Annotated in this window: 20 protein-coding genes and 2 rRNA genes; 20 read left to right on the top strand and 2 right to left on the bottom strand. The window is 43.0% G+C overall.

Annotated elements, in window-relative coordinates; all coding sequences use genetic code 11:
- Position 1 precedes the first annotated feature (1 nt).
- From BMMGA3_RS00815 to BMMGA3_RS00890, 16 genes are all read left to right on the top strand, one after another.
- Complete coding sequence (locus tag BMMGA3_RS00815; RefSeq protein WP_003348580.1) at positions 2 to 328, top strand: KOW domain-containing RNA-binding protein; 327 nt, start codon at positions 2 to 4, stop codon at positions 326 to 328.
- Entirely contained in the window at positions 315 to 533 is a 219-nt protein-coding gene (infA, locus tag BMMGA3_RS00820) for a translation initiation factor IF-1 (protein ID WP_003348578.1), read from the top strand. The genes BMMGA3_RS00815 and infA overlap by 14 nt, the downstream gene beginning before the upstream one ends.
- 40 nt (positions 534 to 573) lie before the next feature.
- Positions 574 to 687, top strand: coding sequence for a 50S ribosomal protein L36 (gene rpmJ, locus BMMGA3_RS00825; protein ID WP_000868344.1), 114 nt, complete (start codon positions 574 to 576; stop codon positions 685 to 687).
- 22 nt (positions 688 to 709) lie between these two features.
- The gene (rpsM, locus tag BMMGA3_RS00830; RefSeq protein ID WP_003348574.1) at positions 710 to 1075 is read left to right on the top strand and encodes a 30S ribosomal protein S13; all 366 of its coding nucleotides are present in this window, start codon (positions 710 to 712) and stop codon (positions 1073 to 1075) included.
- A 22-nt stretch (positions 1076 to 1097) separates the two neighbouring features.
- Positions 1098 to 1487 (top strand): 30S ribosomal protein S11, encoded by a 390-nt coding sequence (gene rpsK, locus BMMGA3_RS00835; RefSeq protein ID WP_003348572.1) that lies wholly within the window; start codon positions 1098 to 1100, stop codon positions 1485 to 1487.
- Positions 1488 to 1660: 173 nt separating this feature from the next.
- Positions 1661 to 2605, top strand: a complete 945-nt coding sequence (locus tag BMMGA3_RS00840; RefSeq protein WP_003348571.1) for a DNA-directed RNA polymerase subunit alpha — start codon at positions 1661 to 1663, stop codon at positions 2603 to 2605.
- Positions 2606 to 2681: 76 nt separating this feature from the next.
- Positions 2682 to 3044 (top strand): 50S ribosomal protein L17, encoded by a 363-nt coding sequence (gene rplQ, locus BMMGA3_RS00845; RefSeq protein WP_003348570.1) that lies wholly within the window; start codon positions 2682 to 2684, stop codon positions 3042 to 3044.
- Between the two features lie 341 nt (positions 3045 to 3385).
- Positions 3386 to 4225 carry an energy-coupling factor ABC transporter ATP-binding protein gene (locus BMMGA3_RS00850; protein WP_034669481.1) on the top strand — a complete coding sequence of 280 codons (840 nt, stop codon included), beginning with the start codon at positions 3386 to 3388 and terminating at the stop codon, positions 4223 to 4225.
- Complete coding sequence (locus tag BMMGA3_RS00855; RefSeq protein ID WP_034669479.1) at positions 4201 to 5070, top strand: energy-coupling factor ABC transporter ATP-binding protein; 870 nt, start codon at positions 4201 to 4203, stop codon at positions 5068 to 5070. The genes BMMGA3_RS00850 and BMMGA3_RS00855 overlap by 25 nt, the downstream gene beginning before the upstream one ends.
- The gene (locus BMMGA3_RS00860) at positions 5067 to 5864 is read left to right on the top strand and encodes an energy-coupling factor transporter transmembrane component T family protein (protein WP_003348568.1); all 798 of its coding nucleotides are present in this window, start codon (positions 5067 to 5069) and stop codon (positions 5862 to 5864) included. Before BMMGA3_RS00855 ends, BMMGA3_RS00860 begins: the two co-directional genes overlap by 4 nt.
- Before the next feature lie 13 nt (positions 5865 to 5877).
- On the top strand, positions 5878 to 6615 hold the full coding sequence (truA, locus tag BMMGA3_RS00865) for a tRNA pseudouridine(38-40) synthase TruA (RefSeq protein ID WP_003348566.1): 738 nt from the start codon (positions 5878 to 5880) through the stop codon (positions 6613 to 6615).
- A gap of 175 nt (positions 6616 to 6790) precedes the next feature.
- Positions 6791 to 7228, top strand: a complete 438-nt coding sequence (gene rplM / locus BMMGA3_RS00870; protein ID WP_003348564.1) for a 50S ribosomal protein L13 — start codon at positions 6791 to 6793, stop codon at positions 7226 to 7228.
- A 20-nt stretch (positions 7229 to 7248) separates the two neighbouring features.
- On the top strand, positions 7249 to 7641 hold the full coding sequence (rpsI, locus tag BMMGA3_RS00875; RefSeq protein WP_003348563.1) for a 30S ribosomal protein S9: 393 nt from the start codon (positions 7249 to 7251) through the stop codon (positions 7639 to 7641).
- Positions 7642 to 7803: 162 nt separating this feature from the next.
- On the top strand, positions 7804 to 8247 hold the full coding sequence (locus tag BMMGA3_RS00880) for a YbaK family protein (RefSeq protein WP_003348561.1): 444 nt from the start codon (positions 7804 to 7806) through the stop codon (positions 8245 to 8247).
- Between the two features lie 80 nt (positions 8248 to 8327).
- Positions 8328 to 9050, top strand: coding sequence for an N-acetylmuramoyl-L-alanine amidase CwlD (gene cwlD / locus BMMGA3_RS00885; protein ID WP_003348559.1), 723 nt, complete (start codon positions 8328 to 8330; stop codon positions 9048 to 9050).
- 197 nt (positions 9051 to 9247) lie between these two features.
- A complete protein-coding gene (locus BMMGA3_RS00890; RefSeq protein WP_003348558.1) occupies positions 9248 to 10306 on the top strand; it encodes an Mrp/NBP35 family ATP-binding protein in 1059 nt (352 codons plus the stop codon).
- A gap of 110 nt (positions 10307 to 10416) precedes the next feature.
- Here BMMGA3_RS00890 and gerD read toward each other — a convergent pair whose 3' ends face one another.
- Positions 10417 to 11037: a spore germination lipoprotein GerD gene (gene gerD / locus BMMGA3_RS00895; RefSeq protein ID WP_003348557.1), complete on the bottom strand. Its 621-nt coding sequence runs from the start codon at positions 11035 to 11037 to the stop codon at positions 10417 to 10419.
- Positions 11038 to 11188: 151 nt separating this feature from the next.
- Here gerD and BMMGA3_RS00900 point away from each other — a divergent pair, with 151 nt between their 5' ends.
- Positions 11189 to 11821 carry a KinB-signaling pathway activation protein gene (locus BMMGA3_RS00900; protein WP_003348556.1) on the top strand — a complete coding sequence of 211 codons (633 nt, stop codon included), beginning with the start codon at positions 11189 to 11191 and terminating at the stop codon, positions 11819 to 11821.
- A 58-nt stretch (positions 11822 to 11879) separates the two neighbouring features.
- On the opposite strand, the gene pdaB is transcribed toward BMMGA3_RS00900, so the two are convergent.
- Positions 11880 to 12632 carry a polysaccharide deacetylase family sporulation protein PdaB gene (pdaB, locus tag BMMGA3_RS00905; RefSeq protein ID WP_003348555.1) on the bottom strand — a complete coding sequence of 251 codons (753 nt, stop codon included), beginning with the start codon at positions 12630 to 12632 and terminating at the stop codon, positions 11880 to 11882.
- Between the two features lie 138 nt (positions 12633 to 12770).
- Between pdaB and BMMGA3_RS00910 the strand changes: the two genes are divergently transcribed.
- The 3 genes from BMMGA3_RS00910 to BMMGA3_RS00920 all read left to right on the top strand — a co-directional run bounded on the left by BMMGA3_RS00910 (position 12771) and on the right by BMMGA3_RS00920 (position 17990).
- A complete protein-coding gene (locus BMMGA3_RS00910) occupies positions 12771 to 13001 on the top strand; it encodes a hypothetical protein (protein WP_003348554.1) in 231 nt (76 codons plus the stop codon).
- Between the two features lie 233 nt (positions 13002 to 13234).
- Positions 13235 to 14785: ribosomal RNA gene (locus tag BMMGA3_RS00915) — 16S ribosomal RNA — on the top strand.
- Positions 14786 to 15055: 270 nt separating this feature from the next.
- Positions 15056 to 17990, top strand: a 23S ribosomal RNA gene (locus tag BMMGA3_RS00920).
- The 16S and 23S rRNA genes sit together here, the layout of an rRNA operon.
- Positions 17991 to 18128: the final 138 nt, after the last annotated feature.

An 18128-nucleotide genomic window follows, 5' to 3' on the forward strand; every position in this document is an offset into this window, starting at 1 on the left:
GTTGATCGATTATGATTCTGGTCCGCAAATTGGGCAGATTGTTCGAATTACGAGCGGACGGGATGCCGGTCAATATGCTATAATAATAAGGTTGGGTGAAGAACCATTTGTATATCTTGCAGACGGAGAAAAACGAAAGTTTGACCGTCCCAAGAAAAAGAATATTCAACATCTTCAACTGACTCAACACATATCTCCGGAAGTTCAAAGCAGTATCAGGGAAACAGGCCGTGTAACAAACGGAAAGCTTCGCTTTGCACTTGCAAAGTTTATAAATGAATCCAAATTTGAGCGTAAGAAGGGAGATGAGTTCGATGGCAAAAGATGATGTTATTGAAGTGGAAGGTACAGTCGTTGAAACTTTGCCAAATGCCATGTTTAAGGTAGAATTAGAAAATGGTCATACTGTATTGGCTCATGTGTCCGGTAAAATTCGCATGCACTTCATTCGGATTTTACCTGGAGATAAAGTAACAGTTGAGCTTTCACCATATGACTTAACTCGCGGAAGAATTACGTACCGCTTTAAATAATCCTATAAATGCACTCCGTACTATTAAGGAGGTTAGAATAATGAAAGTCAGACCATCTGTAAAGCCGATCTGCGAAAAATGTAAAGTTATCCGCAGACGCGGTAAAGTAATGGTTATCTGCGAAAATCCTAAACATAAACAAAAACAAGGTTAATTTTGAAGGAGGTGCACTCTAGATGGCACGTATTGCTGGTGTAGATATTCCACGTGAGAAACGTGTAGTAATTTCTTTGACTTATATCTATGGTATCGGTAAACCTACAGCTCAAAAGATTTTAGCGGAAGCAGGTGTTTCTGAAGACACTCGCGTTCGCGATTTAACAGAAGAGGAACTAAACAAAATCCGTGATATCGTTGATAAATTAAAGGTTGAAGGTGACCTTCGCCGTGAAGTATCCCTTAACATTAAGCGTTTAATGGAAATCGGGTGCTATCGTGGTTTACGTCATCGCCGTGGTTTACCTGTTCGCGGACAAAATACGAAAAACAATGCACGTACACGCAAAGGTCCTCGTAAGACTGTAGCGAACAAGAAAAAATAATCGGTAAAGGAGGTACATCTAAATGGCTCGTAAAACTAATACACGCAAACGCCGTGTGAAAAAGAATATTGAAACTGGTATTGCTCACATTCGTTCAACTTTCAATAACACGATCGTAACGATCACTGACGTTCATGGTAACGCGATTGCATGGTCAAGTGCAGGTGCGCTTGGTTTTAAAGGTTCTCGTAAATCAACTCCATTTGCGGCACAAATGGCAGCTGAAACCGCAGCCAAATCGTCAATGGAACACGGTATGAAATCACTTGAAGTAACAGTTAAAGGACCTGGTGCGGGACGTGAAGCTGCTATCCGTGCTCTTCAAGCTGCAGGACTTGAAGTCACAGCAATTAAAGACGTAACTCCAGTTCCGCATAACGGATGTCGCCCGCCAAAACGTCGCCGTGTTTAATATTTCTGTATAGATTTTGTATCCCTGTCTATAATGGGATATGATACAACTTTTTTCGTGATTGTACGGAAATCATTAATCCAGTTGTTGTGCACAAACGGGAACGTAAACATGGGGGAATTTCGGTATGTTTACCATGCCGGGTTTCGACGTTTTGAAGGAGGGTATATTTGATGATCGAAATAGAAAAACCAAAAATTGAAACCGTTGAGATCAACGATGATGCCAAGTATGGGAAGTTCGTCGTAGAACCACTTGAGCGTGGATATGGTACAACTTTGGGTAACTCCTTACGTCGTATCCTATTATCCTCACTCCCAGGTGCCGCTGTCACATCGATTCAAATCGATGGGGTGCTTCATGAGTTTTCAACAATTGAAGGCGTTGTAGAGGATGTTACATCTATTATTTTAAACATTAAAAAACTAGCGCTGAAAATCTACTCAGATGAAGAAAAAACGCTTGAAATTGATGCGCAGGGAGAAGGAATAGTAACTGCAGCTGATATTAGACATGATAGTGATGTGGAAATCCTAAATCCTGATCTTCACATTGCGACTCTTGCGAAAAACGGTCATCTGCGCATGCGTTTAACTGCAAAACGCGGACGTGGCTATACGCCTGCTGAACAGAACAAGAAAGAAGATCAGCCAATTGGTGTGATCCCAATTGACTCTATCTTTACACCGGTTTCACGTGTTCAATATCAAGTTGAAAATACACGTGTTGGCCAAATGACAAACTATGACAGGCTTACGCTTGATGTTTGGACAGATGGCAGCACAGGTCCACAGGAAGCAATTGCTCTAGGGGCCAAAATATTAACAGAGCATTTAAATATCTTCGTCGGATTAACGGATGAAGCTCAAAATGCAGAAATTATGGTAGAAAAAGAGGAAGACCAAAAAGAAAAAGTTCTTGAAATGACAATTGAAGAGCTTGATCTATCGGTTCGTTCATATAACTGCCTGAAACGCGCTGGAATTAATACTGTTCAAGAATTAGCTAATAAAACGGAAGAAGATATGATGAAAGTGCGTAATTTGGGACGCAAATCTCTTGAAGAAGTAAAACACAAACTTGAAGAGCTTGGATTAAGCTTACGAAAAGATGACTAGTTAGCAATTGCTTAACTAGGCATTTTGCTGTCAGTTCGGCTAACAATCATGACTTCAACAAAGGAGGGAAACTTTCATGGCTTACAGAAAGTTAGGACGTACTAGTGCTCAGCGTAAAGCTATGTTGCGTGACTTAGCAACAGATTTAATTATCAATGAGCGTATTGAAACAACTGAAACTCGTGCGAAAGAACTTCGCTCAGTTGTAGAAAAAATGATCACCCTTGGAAAGCGTGGCGATTTACATGCGCGTCGTCAAGCTGCTGCTTTTATCCGTAACGAAGTTGCGAATACTGAAACAAAGCAAGATGCACTTCAAAAATTATTCACTGATATCGCTCCTCGTTACGAAGAACGCCAAGGTGGCTACACGCGTATCATGAAACTTGGTCCTCGCCGCGGTGACGGTGCACCAATGGTGATTATCGAGTTAGTTTAATAATTCTTTACTAACAACAAGGGCGGCGGACAGTTTATATCGAAACTTGTTCAATGCCCTTTTTGTATATCGGATAATATAGCTTGGAGGTTTTATTCTTCACGCTGCTATTCGAAAGCAAAGCCATAACGAGTGTTATGATGAGCAACCATTTGATTGTCTCGTCTAGCTCATGCGCCTCTTCCCGTTTCTTGCAGAAATTTCGATCTGTGCGAATTGAGAATTTCTCCTGGGAATGAGGTGCAGGCTTTTTTTTATATTTGGAACTTTTTTGATTTAGCTATTTTTGATACAGTTTAAAAGTGTATGGTGATAGAAGTAGAGTTTATGGGAGGACCACCATGGAAGAAGCGCTTGTTGTTCTTGATCATGTTTCTTTTCAATACGAAGGACAAGAAGGATATGCATTAAAAGATGTTTCTTTTGAAATCCGTAAAGGAGAATGGGTTGCTATTGTCGGCCATAACGGATCAGGCAAGTCTACTTTAGCAAAGCTATTAAACGGTCTGCAATTTCCCAAGGAAGGGAAAATTAGAGTTTGCGGTATAGAAAGTACAGAAGAGTCCGTCTGGGAAGTAAGAAAAAGAATCGGAATGGTCTTTCAAAATCCTGATAACCAATTTGTAGGCACTACTGTTCAGGATGATGTGGCTTTTGGTTTAGAAAATAACGGTATTCCTCGTGAGGTAATGGTCCAGCGTGTGAAAGAAGCGTTAGAAAAAGTTAACATGGATCAATTTCTGGATCAAGAGCCGCATCATCTGTCTGGGGGACAGAAACAAAGAGTGGCGATTGCGGGCATCCTTGCCTTAAGGCCGGAAATTATTATATTGGATGAAGCAACTTCAATGCTTGACCCTAGAGGAAGAGAAGAAGTTTTACAAACGATAAGAGATTTAAAAGATGCAGAGGGGTTAACCGTTATCTCGATTACCCACGACTTAGAAGAGGCGGCTAAAGCTGATCGGATTTTGGTGATGAATAAGGGTCAACTATATCGTGAAGGTACTCCAGAACAAATTTTTCAAATGGATGAAGAATTGATAGAACTTGGGCTGGATATCCCATTTCCGGTCAAAATGAGCAAAGCACTGAGGGAAAGAGGATTGTCTATACCTAAATATTTTTTGTCGGAAGAAGAGTTGGTGAAAGAGTTATGGACATCTCATTGCAACAAGTAGAATACCGGTATCAAGCTGATACTCCTTTTGAACGGCTGGCGATTCAGGATGTTTCGATTGACATCCCATCCGGCACGTATTTGGCGATTATTGGGCACACCGGTTCGGGAAAGTCAACGGTCCTTCAACATTTGAATGCATTATTAAAGCCAACCGGTGGAAAAGTCATTATTGGCGAGCGAGAAATAATGGCGAATAAAAAAGAAAAAAGACTGCGGGACATTCGGCAGAAGGTTGGAATTGTTTTTCAATTTCCAGAACATCAGCTTTTTGAAGAAACGGTAGAGAAAGATATTTGTTTCGGTCCAATGAATTTCGGAGTTTCAGAAGAAGAGGCAAAAAAACGTGCCCGGCAAGCCATCAAGCAAGTTGGGCTGCCTGAATATATTCTCGGAAAATCACCATTTGATTTATCAGGCGGTCAAATGAGAAGGGTAGCCATTGCGGGAGTATTAGCAATGGAACCTGAAGTGATCGTTCTCGACGAACCAACTGCAGGTCTCGATCCCCGTGGCCGCAAAGAGATAATGGAAATGTTCTATCGTCTTCACCTCGAAAGAAATTTGACAACTGTTTTAGTTACTCACAGTATGGAAGATGCAGCACGGTATGCAGATCAAATTGTTATTATGCATAAGGGGAAAGTATTCAAAAAAGGAAGTCCTGAAGAGATCTTCGCTTCTCCCAAGGAATTGATAAAGCTTGGCCTGGATGTTCCAGAAATCGTGCGTTTTCAATTAAAAATTGAGCAGACTTTTCAAACGAAATTAGGAAGAACGTTTCTTTCCATGGAAGAGCTGACAGAAGCTATCGCTCGTCTTTTGAAAAGGGGGAATCCGGTATGATGGAAAAAATAATCTTTGGCAGATATGTTCCTGCCGATTCCATTATTCACCGAATGGACCCTCGTTCAAAACTTTTGATCGTCTTTTTGTTTGTGTGCATTGTATTTATTGCGAACAATAGTATCACTTATGGGATCCTTGCCGTTTATACTTTTATTATGATGAGATTGTCCAAAATTTCGTTTCGCTTTCTCTATGGAGGCTTAAAACCGGTTTTATGGCTTGTCGTTTTTACGATGCTGCTTCATTTGTTTTTTACAAAAGAAGGACAGCTGCTGTTTGAATTGGGGCCGTTAAAAATATATGAAGAAGGGCTCAGGAAGGGGATTTTTATCTCACTGAGGTTTTTCCTGCTAATATTAGTAACCTCTTTGCTGACATTAACAACAACCCCGATTGAGATTACAGACGGGCTTGAAACGCTCTTAAAGCCGCTGAACAAAGTAAAGTTTCCAGTGCATGAATTAGCTCTTATGATGTCTATTTCGCTTCGTTTCATTCCAACCTTGATGCAGGAAACTGATAAAATTATGAAAGCCCAGACAGCTAGAGGCGTCGAATTTACAAGCGGTCCTGTGAAAGAAAGGATAAAAGCGATTATTCCGCTCTTAATCCCTTTATTTGTCAGCTCTTTTAAAAGAGCGGAAGAGCTTGCTACTGCGATGGAAGCCAGGGGATACCGCGGAGCAGAAGGAAGAACGAAATATCGCCAGTTACATTGGAAGCCGGCTGATACAGCTATGCTTGTTCTATTAGGAATTATCGCTATCTTATTAATCTTATTTAGGACTTAAGTGGAGTTGTGAAATGCAAAGATATAAATGTACGATTACTTATGACGGATCTCAATTTTCAGGATATCAGATCCAGCCAGGCATGCGGACAATCCAGGGAGAAATTGAAGCCGCCTTGTCAAAACTTCATAAAGGCGAACGTATAAAGATCAGTGCTTCCGGACGCACCGATGCGGGGGTCCATGCTAAAGGACAAGTTATTCACTTTGATTCTGCTTTAGCGATTCCGACAGCGAAATGGGAAATAGCCTTAAATTCGGTCTTGCCTGATGATATTGCTGTCATCCGAGTGGAAAAAGCGGCTCCCAACTTTCATGCCCGATTTGACGCGGTGGGAAAAGAGTACCGCTATTTTGTTTATTTATCACCGAAACGCGATCCATTTAAACGCCATTATGCTTACCAGTTTCCTTACCCGCTTGATTATGTTGCGATGAAGGAAGCTCTTAAATACTTAATAGGCACACATGATTTTACAAGCTTCTGCTCGGCCAAAACAGAAATCGAGGATAAAGTCCGGACAATTGAAGAAATTGAATTTTTCGAAGAGGGAGATCTTCTTGTGTTCCGGTTCGTCGGAAACGGATTTCTCTATAACATGGTGCGAATTCTTACAGGAACATTGCTTGAAGTGGGGAGCGGCAACCGAAGTCCGTATTCGATCCCAGATATTCTTGAAAAAAAAGACCGTCAGTATGCAGGAAAAACAGCGCCGGCACATGGTTTATATTTGTGGAAGGTTTTTTATTAACGAATATTATTTTTTCTGTGACAACGAATCCTCGTGTTGACAACAAGGGTACAAAAGAGATATTATATCATATGGTATGATTTTTTAACCCCACGATAAGCCCCGGAAACTTATTCGTGATTGAAATATATGAAAACCAATTTTGAATGGATTTTTAACATAGGAGGGTAAATCAATGCGTACAACGTTTATGGCTAATGCTAATACTATCGAACGCAAATGGTACGTGGTTGATGCTGCAGGACAAACTTTAGGTCGTCTTGCAAGTGAAGTAGCATCAATCCTTCGCGGTAAACATAAACCGACATACACACCACATGTGGACACTGGTGATCATGTTATTATCATCAATGCTTCTAAAATTGAATTAACTGGTAATAAGCTGAATGACAAAATCTACTACCGCCACAGCCAATATCCAGGTGGATTAAAAACAAGAACAGCGCTTGAAATGCGTACAAATTATCCAGAAAAAATGTTAGAGCTTGCAATTAAAGGCATGCTTCCTAAAAATTCTCTTGGCCGCCAAATGTTCAAAAAATTACACGTATACGCTGGTAGCGAACATCCGCACCAAGCACAAAAACCTGAAGTTTACGAACTTCGTGGATAATGAATAGGGAGGTTATTAACTTGGCACAGGTTCAATATATGGGTACTGGTCGTCGTAAGAGCTCCGTTGCACGTGTTCGTTTAGTTCCAGGCGACGGCAAAATCATCATTAACGGTCGTGACATTGAAAACTACATTCCGTTTGCAGCTTTGCGTGAAGTTGTGAAACAACCGCTAGTAGCTACTGAAACTCTTGGCAGCTACGATGTCCTTGTAAACGTTAAGGGCGGCGGTTACACTGGTCAAGCAGGCGCAATCCGCCACGGTATTGCCCGCGCATTACTTCAAGTAGATCCAGAATATCGTCCAACATTAAAACGCGCGGGTCTATTAACTCGAGATGCAAGAATGAAAGAGCGTAAGAAATACGGTCTTAAAGGCGCTCGCCGTGCTCCTCAGTTCTCAAAACGTTAATTGTACGGAACACACAGCTCCAGCCATTGGCTGGAGTTTTTCTTTTATTGTCAATCACCTCTTTTTTAAAAGAAACTTCCAAAACTGGAAATTCAAAATATTCTCCCCTTTGGTATGGCTGTCCCGATAAGGATAAAAACTATCTTTTAAGGGGTGAATACATTGACTGTTATTACTACCTTTACAGAAAAAAGAAGAGAAAAACAAATTAAATATGAGCGGTCGATTCTTCGCGAATTATCGATAAAAATGTTAAAAAACAAATTCCAGCACATTTTTGGAGCAAACAGGCTAACCGGTAGTTTTTTGCTTCATTCAGGCATTGAAGAAGCTTGTTATGACATAGCCATCGAAGCCTTTTTGTTAGGAGCAAAAATGAGCAAATTTGGTTATCATGGTGAATCAATCGATAATGTACGTCTTCGGTGTGAAAAGGAACTGAAGCATTTTATTGAAACACTATACAATTTCTTTTTGTATTGGCGAAATGGAGAGGAAGGAATATTCAGCGAGTCGCTTTATTATCTTTGTGAACAATATGTTGAATATTGGTGGAGAGAAGGATTCATTAAAGGAGAAAGACGCCGCAAGCTTCGTCTGCCTTAATTCCTATTTCCGGTTCTAATCATCCCCCCTAACCCATATATTGAATTGTACAGGGACATGCAGGGGGTAGGGTTCGGTTTATGAGAAAAAACGTGAAAATAGGTGTGTTTGTAGTCGCGATCATCATCTTGCTTATCATTATCAAATATGATTTTATAGAAAATAATTCCTGGAACTCATGGAATCTTCCCTTAACTGGAGAAATTATTTTAATTGATCCGGGCCACGGCGGGCCTGATGGGGGAGCAAGTGCCAAAGACGTGGTTGAAAAAGATATCGCATTAAATGTCTCGCTTAAAGTAAGGAATTTTTTACAGCACCAAGGTGCTCTTGTCCTTATGACAAGGGAAACAGATACAGATCTTGCCGATAAGGAAACAAGAGGCTACAGCCGAAGAAAGATTGAAGATCTCAAACGAAGGTTAGAAATGATTAATAAGTCGGATGCAGATTTTTTTGTAAGTATCCATTTAAATGCGATTCCTTCTCCGAGATGGAGCGGAGCCCAAACCTTCTATGCCCCCCACATGGAGGAAAACAGAAGAGCAGCAAAGTTTATACAAGATGAACTCAGACGCAATTTAGAAAATACAAATCGAAAGGCAAAACCAATTAATGGTGTTTATATCTTAAAGAATGCAGACAAACCAGGTGTTCTTGTAGAAATTGGCTTTCTTTCCAATCCGGCAGAAAAAGAAAACTTGAAAAACGAAGTGTATCAAGAAATGATTGCAGCGTCGATATACAAAGGAATCATTCGTTATTTTACAGCTGAAAAAGAATTGCTGGAGTCTAATGAATAAGGAACAAAGCAGGCGTTCATTATGATCGCCTTCTTTTATTTATCTAGGATTCATACGTAGCAAGACCCACGTTGAAAGTCTCGCTTTATTATTTTATACGGCATTTGGTTAAAATAAGTATGCTTGAATATACTGTATATCGAAATTTGCATGTTATACTAATAATTGTAAACGAATTCAAAAGGCGGGTGACAAAAATGTTAACTGAAGAGAAAGTTCTCAATCTTCTTAATGGTTTAGAAGAACCATTTTTACATAAAACACTGGAAGAATTAAATGCTATTCAAGAAGTAAAAGTAAAAAAAGAGAAAAATCATGTCAGTGTTAAAATTGCAATTGCAAAAACAGGTACAGCAGAACAGCTTCAGCTGCAAACAAAAGTTGTGAATTTGCTAAAAGAAGCAGGCGCTGAAACAGTCGGAATCCGATTTAGCGAACTTCCGGAAGAAACTCTGTCAAAATTTCGGACTGAAGCCGGATCAAATGACAAGGGCTTGCTATCACCGGAAAGTAAGACAACTTTTATTGCGATTGCCAGCGGGAAAGGCGGAGTTGGAAAATCTACGGTATCTGTCAATTTAGCTGTTTCATTAGCTCGATTAGGGAAAAAGGTTGGGCTTATTGATGCGGATATTTATGGATTCAGTGTTCCGGATATGATGGGCATTACTAAGCGTCCAGTTGTAAGAGGAGAAAAAATCATTCCTGTGGAAAGATTTGGTGTAAAAGTGATTTCAATGGGCTTTTTTGTAGAGGATAATTCGCCGATTATCTGGCGCGGCCCAATGCTAGGTAAAATGTTGAACAATTTCTTTAATGAAGTTGAATGGGGAGATTTAGACTATTTGCTTCTTGATCTTCCTCCTGGAACAGGGGATGTCGCCTTGGACGTACATACGATGCTTCCATCCTGTAAAGAAATTATTGTTACAACGCCTCACCCGACAGTGGCTTTTGTAGCGGCTAGGGCAGGTGCGATGGCTTTAAAAACAAAACATGAAGTTCTCGGTGTTATTGAAAATATGTCTTATTTCGAAAGCAAATTAACAGGTGAAAAGGAATACGTATTTGGAAAAGGTGGAGGAAGAAAATTAGCGGAAGAGCTAAATACAAAGCTGTTGGGCCAGTTGCCGCTTGAACAGCCTGATTGGAACGAAGAAGATTTTGCTCCGTCCATCTACCAAGAAGACCATAAGCTTGGAAAAATCTACCGTGATATTGCGCAGAATGTGCTCAACACATTGGAAGCAAAATAATAACATAAAAATGAATGTAAAAAGGGTTCAGATCTGATCTGAACCCTGTTCTAATTACTTTTGGTCAGCCCATGATAAAGCAGCAGAAGGGGCAAGCAGCCTCACAATTATCAGCTTTTTCCTTGTTCTTGATCTTGGTCGCCGCCATCAGGTTTGTCTCCGCCTTGACTTTCCTGTTTTCCACTTTGGACTTCTCCGGCCGCTTTTATAATAAGATCCTGAATTTTGGCTTTAAAAAGCGGGCTTTCAAACGTCTCTGTTATGACTTTTTGGACGTGTTTACGATACTCATTACTTTTCAGCAAATCCTCCACTTCTTTATGGAGTTCCGGGTTTTTCATTATCTCTACCATCATGCTTCGATATTCCGGATCTTTCATTAGCTTTTTTAATAATAATTCATGTTCTTTTTCCATACTTTTCGCTATACTTTCCGCAAATGCTGGATCTTCAAATGATTTTTTCCAAAACTCAGCACCTTCTTCTGAAGTCAATGTTTTCTTAATCGTATCAGAAACAATCTGCTGATCCATAATAAGATGTTTTTTTAATTTATCGTCATCCATGATTTCTTTAATTGCTTTTTTGCCATCATCGGTCTTTAATATATCGACAACCATTTTCTTTGTTTCATCGTAATCAAGCTTGCTGCCCCCTGCATCATTCTGAGCGCAGCCTGCAACAAAAAAGACAAGGAAAAAAGGGAGGAGCAAAGTTCCTTTATTCACCATTATGCAGCTCCTTTCACATAGAAATGCTTAATTTTATATTGGTAAATATCAAGAAAAAATATGCGTTTATTTGCGAATACCTAGATTTTTCAAAGTCTGGTTGATACAATCATAGAAGTGAAATGAATGAGGAATAATGGAGGAAAAAGCCGTGACTAGCCGAAACTGGGTAAGGTTATTTTTGACGACCTTAATGATTGGCGGGGTAACTGCCGGTATTGTTGGATTTATTGTTCGCTGGGATGAATTTAAGCCGATCTTTGTGGATTTTGATTTTTTGGAAATCTTATCAATTTTATTCTGGTTAATAGGTGTGGGATTAATCTTTAGTCTTATAAGCCAAATGGGTTTTTTTGCATATCTAACGGTTCACCGGATTGGGCTTGGCATATTTAGGTCATTATGGAAACCGGTTCAGTTGGTCATCCTTTTATTTGTCCTGTTTGATTTGGTGTATTTTCGTTTTCAAGCTTTTGCGAAAAATGGAGAAAGCATTCTTCCGTATATTGGGCTGGCGTTTTTAATTTTAGCAGTCGGGTTAATTGTCGCCGTCTTAAAAGTAAAGCAAACGAATAAAGATGCCTTTATTCCTGCATTATTTTTTATGGTGGTATTAACAGTGATTGAATGGATTCCGGTTTTGCGGGTTAATGAAGAAAGCTGGCTATATTTAATGCTGTTTCCATTAATAGCATGCAACGCATACCAGCTTTTAATACTCCATAAATTGAATGAGAAATCAGAGCAGCAAAAAAAACGTTTAAAAAACAAATCGGCTAATTAAGATTAAATTGCAAATGAACAAGCCAAGCGTAAAAATACCACGCTTGGCTTTCTTTTATTTATTTAATTTCATTTGCCTTCGCATCTCCGTTAACAATCATGTCAGAAACGGTTACGAGTTTAAGGTTTTTCTTTTTCAAAACTTGAATAATGCCAGGAAGAGCGGAAGCTGTCTGTTTGGCAGAATCAGATGCATGAAGCAGAATAATGTCCCCTTTTTTGGCTTTTGAAACATTTTTTTTAATGATTTCTGAACCTGGATTAGTCCAATCTTTGGAATCAACACTCCAATGGACGACTGTATAACCAAAATGATCTGCTAATTTTAATGTAGTTTTATCAAAATGGCCGGTTGGAGCCCGCAATAATTTTACATTTTTTACATTTAGTTTTTTAAATACTTCCTGTGCCTTTACAATATCTTGCCGCACCTTATCCTCTTCGAGCTCAGTATAGTCCTTATAAACATAACCGAGCATCCCGATTTCATACCCGTCTTTGACGATTCGATTCACAAGATCAGGGTGTCTTTCGGCCCAAGATCCTGAAAGAAAGAATGTTGCGGCTTTTACATTTTCTTTTTTTAAAACATCGAGAATCGGTTTTGCTTTTTCATCACCCCACCCGATATTAAAGGTGAGAGCAACGTTTTTTTCTCCTTTATAAACTGCTTTTGGTCCATCTTTAGTAGAAAAAACCGGAATACGAATACTCGATTCCGCATACAAAAACCATGCTGTGAAAAACGCAGCGATCACGACAACCAAAAATTGTTTTAAGGTCTTTCCTCTCAAAACCAAAAAGAAATTCATACGATCACCTCGTCCAAAAAACACTCCTTGTCTAAATCATATGCATAGGTTATTTGAGTATGATTAAAGTTTTTGAACATAAAAAATCATCAATTGGAAAAGACTAACAGAAATCGGATCTACAAAGGAGTGGAATTAATGATAGGAATTTTGGTTAATGAAAAAGAGATAAACGAATTGCAATATTTAATGAAGAGAGAAATGGACGAGATTTTGTTTGATTTGAAAGATGAACGAATCGATCACATTGTTAAAAGTGCAATGCAAGAGAGGTATAAAATATTGTTTTCCCTCTTTAAAAGAATTGCTTCGCCACAAGAGTGCATGAAGTATCTACCTCTAAAATCAAAAATAGAAAGGAAAGGATAGTTTCACTTCTTTGTAAAAATTTTTATAAAAAGTGTTGACTTCTGTATTTGTCGCTGGTATATTAATAAACGTCGTTGTTGATAAACAACAAAAAAGAAAAAAGTCGTTGACACAATGACGATAATGAGATATATTTAAAAAGTCGTTTTTAAAGCAACACTGAATTGTTCCTTGAAAACTAAACAAACAAAAGCGTCAACGTTAATTCTATTATTATGAGCATGTCTTACTCTTTTTTGGAGAGTTTGATCCTGGCTCAGGACGAACGCTGGCGGCGTGCCTAATACATGCAAGTCGAGCGGACCGATGGGAGCTTGCTCCCTGAAGTCAGCGGCGGACGGGTGAGTAACACGTGGGCAACCTGCCTGTAAGACTGGGATAACTTCGGGAAACCGGAGCTAATACCGGATAATCCTCTTTCCCGCATGGGAAAGAGCTGAAAGATGGCTTCGGCTATCACTTACAGATGGGCCCGCGGCGCATTAGCTAGTTGGTGAGGTAACGGCTCACCAAGGCGACGATGCGTAGCCGACCTGAGAGGGTGATCGGCCACACTGGGACTGAGACACGGCCCAGACTCCTACGGGAGGCAGCAGTAGGGAATCTTCCGCAATGGACGAAAGTCTGACGGAGCAACGCCGCGTGAGCGAAGAAGGCCTTCGGGTCGTAAAGCTCTGTTGTCAGGGAAGAACAAGTACCGTTCGAATAGGGCGGTGCCTTGACGGTACCTGACCAGAAAGCCACGGCTAACTACGTGCCAGCAGCCGCGGTAATACGTAGGTGGCAAGCGTTGTCCGGAATTATTGGGCGTAAAGCGCGCGCAGGCGGTTCCTTAAGTCTGATGTGAAAGCCCACGGCTCAACCGTGGAGGGTCATTGGAAACTGGGGAACTTGAGTGCAGAAGAGGAGAGCGGAATTCCACGTGTAGCGGTGAAATGCGTAGAGATGTGGAGGAACACCAGTGGCGAAGGCGGCTCTCTGGTCTGTAACTGACGCTGAGGCGCGAAAGCGTGGGGAGCGAACAGGATTAGATACCCTGGTAGTCCACGCCGTAAACGATGAGTGCTAAGTGTTAGAGGGTTTCCGCCCTTTAGTGCTGCAGCTAACGCATTAAGCACTCCGCCTGGGGAGTACGGCCGCAAGGCTGAAACTCAAAGGAATTGACGGGGGCCCGCACAAGCGGTGGAGCATGTGGTTTAATTCGAAGCAACGCGAAGAACCTTACCAGGTCTTGACATCCTCTGACAATCCTGGAGACAGGACGTTCCCCTTCGGGGGACAGAGTGACAGGTGGTGCATGGTTGTCGTCAGCTCGTGTCGTGAGATGTTGGGTTAAGTCCCGCAACGAGCGCAACCCTTGACCTTAGTTGCCAGCATTCAGTTGGGCACTCTAAGGTGACTGCCGGTGACAAACCGGAGGAAGGTGGGGATGACGTCAAATCATCATGCCCCTTATGACCTGGGCTACACACGTGCTACAATGGATGGTACAAAGGGCTGCGATGCCGCGAGGCTGAGCCAATCCCAAAAAACCATTCTCAGTTCGGATTGCAGGCTGCAACTCGCCTGCATGAAGCCGGAATCGCTAGTAATCGCGGATCAGCATGCCGCGGTGAATACGTTCCCGGGCCTTGTACACACCGCCCTTCACACCACGAGAGTCTGTAACACCCGAAGTCGGTGAGGTAACCGCAAGGAGCCAGCCGCCTAAGGTGGGACAGATGATTGGGGTGAAGTCGTAACAAGGTAGCCGTATCGGAAGGTGCGGCTGGATCACCTCCTTTCTAAGGATTATTCGAAAAGCAAAGGCGACTGGTCAGCCTCGACAAGCGCTGGAGCTTCTGGCGGAAAAGTCCAAAAGACTTTGACAGAAGAAGCGAAGCGACTCGAGAGGCTAGGAGCCGTAGCTAGACATTACAACAGAATAGTTGATCGCTTTTGTTTGTTTAGTTTTGAGGGAGCAATTCCTCAGAACTTCGTTCTTTGAAAACTAGATAATGTGAAGAAGGCAAAAGAAGAACCGAGTATCGCCATTTTAGGTTTCAAACCTTGAAGGTTAAGTTAGAAAGGGCGCACGGTGGATGCCTTGGCACTAGGAGCCGATGAAGGACGGGACTAACACCGATATGCTTCGGGGAGCTGTAAGTAAGCGTTGATCCGGAGATTTCCGAATGGGGAAACCCCCTATCCGTAATGGGATAGGATCCTAGCCTGAATCCATAGGGTTAGGAGGGCAGACCCGGGGAACTGAAACATCTAAGTACCCGGAGGAAGAGAAAGCAAACGCGATTCCCTGAGTAGCGGCGAGCGAAACGGGAACAGCCCAAACCAGGAGGCTTGCCTCCTGGGGTTGTAGGACACTCAACATGGAGTTACAAAGGAACGGAGTAGATGAAGAGGTCTGGAAAGGCCCGTCAGAGAAGGTAATAACCCTGTAGTCGAAACTTCGTTCCCTCCTGAGTGGATCCTGAGTACGGCGGGACACGTGAAATCCCGTCGGAAGCAGGGAGGACCATCTCCCAAGGCTAAATACTCCCTAGTGACCGATAGTGAACCAGTACCGTGAGGGAAAGGTGAAAAGCACCCCGGGAGGGGAGTGAAAGAGAACCTGAAACCGTGTGCCTACAAGTAGTCAGAGCCCATTCATGGGTGATGGCGTGCCTTTTGTAGAATGAACCGGCGAGTTACGATCACATGCAAGGTTAAGTCGAAGAGACGGAGCCGCAGCGAAAGCGAGTCTGAATAGGGCGAATGAGTATGTGGTCGTAGACCCGAAACCAGGTGATCTACCCATGTCCAGGGTGAAGTCCAGGTAACACTGGATGGAGGCCCGAACCCACGCACGTTGAAAAGTGCGGGGATGAGGTGTGGGTAGCGGAGAAATTCCAATCGAACTTGGAGATAGCTGGTTCTCTCCGAAATAGCTTTAGGGCTAGCCTCAAGTGTGAGAGTCTTGGAGGTAGAGCACTGTTTGGACTAGGGGCCCTCAACGGGTTACCGAATTCAGACAAACTCCGAATGCCAAAGACTTATCCTTGGGAGTCAGACTACGAGTGATAAGATCCGTAGTCAAAAGGGAAACAGCCCAGACCACCAGCTAAGGTCCCAAAGTATACGTTAAGTGGAAAAGGATGTGGAGTTGCTTAGACAACCAGGATGTTGGCTTAGAAGCAGCCACCATTTAAAGAGTGCGTAATAGCTCACTGGTCGAGTGACTCTGCGCCGAAAATGTACCGGGGCTAAACGTATCACCGAAGCTGTGGGTGGACACCGTTTGGTGTCCGCGGTAGGAGAGCGTTCTAAGGGCGTTGAAGCTAGACCGGAAGGACTGGTGGAGCGCTTAGAAGTGAGAATGCCGGTATGAGTAGCGAAAGATGGGTGAGAATCCCATCCACCGAATGCCTAAGGTTTCCTGAGGAAGGCTCGTCCGCTCAGGGTTAGTCGGGACCTAAGCCGAGGCCGAAAGGCGTAGGCGATGGACAACAGGTTGATATTCCTGTACCACCTCTTTTCCGTTTGAGCGATGGGGGGACGCAGGAGGATAGGGCAAGCGCGCTGCTGGATTAGCGCGTCCAAGCAGTTAGGCCGCTAACGAGGCAAATCCCGTTAGCAGAAGGCGGAGCTGTGACGGCGAGGGAAATGTAGTACCGAAGTTCCTGATTCCACACTGCCAAGAAAAGCCTCTAGCGAGGAAAAAGGTGCCCGTACCGCAAACCGACACAGGTAGGCGAGGAGAGAATCCTAAGGTGAGCGAGAGAACTCTCGTTAAGGAACTCGGCAAAATGACCCCGTAACTTCGGGAGAAGGGGTGCTTTTCTGGGTGCATAGCCCGGAAAAGCCGCAGTGAATAGGCCCAGGCGACTGTTTAGCAAAAACACAGGTCTCTGCGAAGCCGCAAGGCGAAGTATAGGGGCTGACGCCTGCCCGGTGCTGGAAGGTTAAGAGGAGGGGTTAGCTAAAAGCGAAGCTCTGAATCGAAGCCCCAGTAAACGGCGGCCGTAACTATAACGGTCCTAAGGTAGCGAAATTCCTTGTCGGGTAAGTTCCGACCCGCACGAAAGGCGTAACGATCTGGGCACTGTCTCAACGAGAGACTCGGTGAAATTATAGTACCTGTGAAGATGCAGGTTACCCGCGACAGGACGGAAAGACCCCGTGGAGCTTTACTGCAGCCTGATATTGAATTTTGGTACAGCTTGTACAGGATAGGTAGGAGCCTGAGAAGCCGGAGCGCCAGCTTCGGTGGAGGCGTCGGTGGGATACTACCCTGGCTGTATTGAAATTCTAACCCGCGCCCCTGATCGGGGCGGGAGACAGTGTCAGGTGGGCAGTTTGACTGGGGCGGTCGCCTCCTAAAAAGTAACGGAGGCGCCCAAAGGTTCCCTCAGAATGGTTGGAAATCATTCGCAGAGTGTAAAGGCATAAGGGAGCTTGACTGCGAGACCTACAAGTCGAGCAGGGACGAAAGTCGGGCTTAGTGATCCGGTGGTTCCGCATGGAAGGGCCATCGCTCAACGGATAAAAGCTACCCCGGGGATAACAGGCTTATCTCCCCCAAGAGTCCACATCGACGGGGAGGTTTGGCACCTCGATGTCGGCTCATCGCATCCTGGGGCTGTAGTCGGTCCCAAGGGTTGGGCTGTTCGCCCATTAAAGCGGTACGCGAGCTGGGTTCAGAACGTCGTGAGACAGTTCGGTCCCTATCCGTCGCGGGCGCAGGAAATTTGAGAGGAGCTGTCCTTAGTACGAGAGGACCGGGATGGACGCACCGCTGGTGTACCAGTTGTCTTGCCAAAGGCATAGCTGGGTAGCTATGTGCGGACGGGATAAGTGCTGAAAGCATCTAAGCATGAAGCCCCCCTCAAGATGAGATTTCCCATAGCGTCAAGCTAGTAAGATCCCTGAAAGATGATCAGGTTGATAGGTCTGAGGTGGAAGCGTGGCGACACGTGGAGCTGACAGATACTAATCGATCGAGGGCTTAACCAAATTAAAAAGCGGAAGAAGTCCGCAAATGATACTCATTGTTCTTCACTTCTTCATAAATTATCTAGTTTTGAGAGAATGAAATTTCCTCTTGAAAAAAATAAAAAAGACATTATAATAAATTATGTCTTTGCTTGCTTA

Origin of the sequence: Bacillus methanolicus MGA3, from assembly GCF_000724485.1 — a bacterium.
Lineage (GTDB): Bacteria > Bacillota > Bacilli > Bacillales > Cytobacillaceae > Bacillus_Z > Bacillus_Z methanolicus_A.

Bases quoted from the DNA above. Each gene is read 5' to 3' on its own strand.
- infA (WP_003348578.1), top strand. From the start codon at position 315: ATGGCAAAAGATGATGTTATTGAAGTGGAAGGTACAGTCGTTGAAACT.
- rpmJ (WP_000868344.1), top strand. From the start codon at position 574: ATGAAAGTCAGACCATCTGTAAAGCCGATCTGCGAAAAATGTAAAGTT.
- rpsM (WP_003348574.1), top strand. From the start codon at position 710: ATGGCACGTATTGCTGGTGTAGATATTCCACGTGAGAAACGTGTAGTA.
- rpsK (WP_003348572.1), top strand. From the start codon at position 1,098: ATGGCTCGTAAAACTAATACACGCAAACGCCGTGTGAAAAAGAATATT.
- BMMGA3_RS00840 (WP_003348571.1), top strand. From the start codon at position 1,661: ATGATCGAAATAGAAAAACCAAAAATTGAAACCGTTGAGATCAACGAT.
- rplQ (WP_003348570.1), top strand. From the start codon at position 2,682: ATGGCTTACAGAAAGTTAGGACGTACTAGTGCTCAGCGTAAAGCTATG.
- BMMGA3_RS00850 (WP_034669481.1), top strand. From the start codon at position 3,386: ATGGAAGAAGCGCTTGTTGTTCTTGATCATGTTTCTTTTCAATACGAA.
- BMMGA3_RS00855 (WP_034669479.1), top strand. From the start codon at position 4,201: ATGGACATCTCATTGCAACAAGTAGAATACCGGTATCAAGCTGATACT.
- BMMGA3_RS00860 (WP_003348568.1), top strand. From the start codon at position 5,067: ATGATGGAAAAAATAATCTTTGGCAGATATGTTCCTGCCGATTCCATT.
- truA (WP_003348566.1), top strand. From the start codon at position 5,878: ATGCAAAGATATAAATGTACGATTACTTATGACGGATCTCAATTTTCA.
- rplM (WP_003348564.1), top strand. From the start codon at position 6,791: ATGCGTACAACGTTTATGGCTAATGCTAATACTATCGAACGCAAATGG.
- cwlD (WP_003348559.1), top strand. From the start codon at position 8,328: ATGAGAAAAAACGTGAAAATAGGTGTGTTTGTAGTCGCGATCATCATC.
- BMMGA3_RS00890 (WP_003348558.1), top strand. From the start codon at position 9,248: ATGTTAACTGAAGAGAAAGTTCTCAATCTTCTTAATGGTTTAGAAGAA.
- gerD (WP_003348557.1), bottom strand. From the start codon at position 11,037: ATGGTGAATAAAGGAACTTTGCTCCTCCCTTTTTTCCTTGTCTTTTTT.
- pdaB (WP_003348555.1), bottom strand. From the start codon at position 12,632: ATGAATTTCTTTTTGGTTTTGAGAGGAAAGACCTTAAAACAATTTTTG.
- BMMGA3_RS00910 (WP_003348554.1), top strand. From the start codon at position 12,771: ATGATAGGAATTTTGGTTAATGAAAAAGAGATAAACGAATTGCAATAT.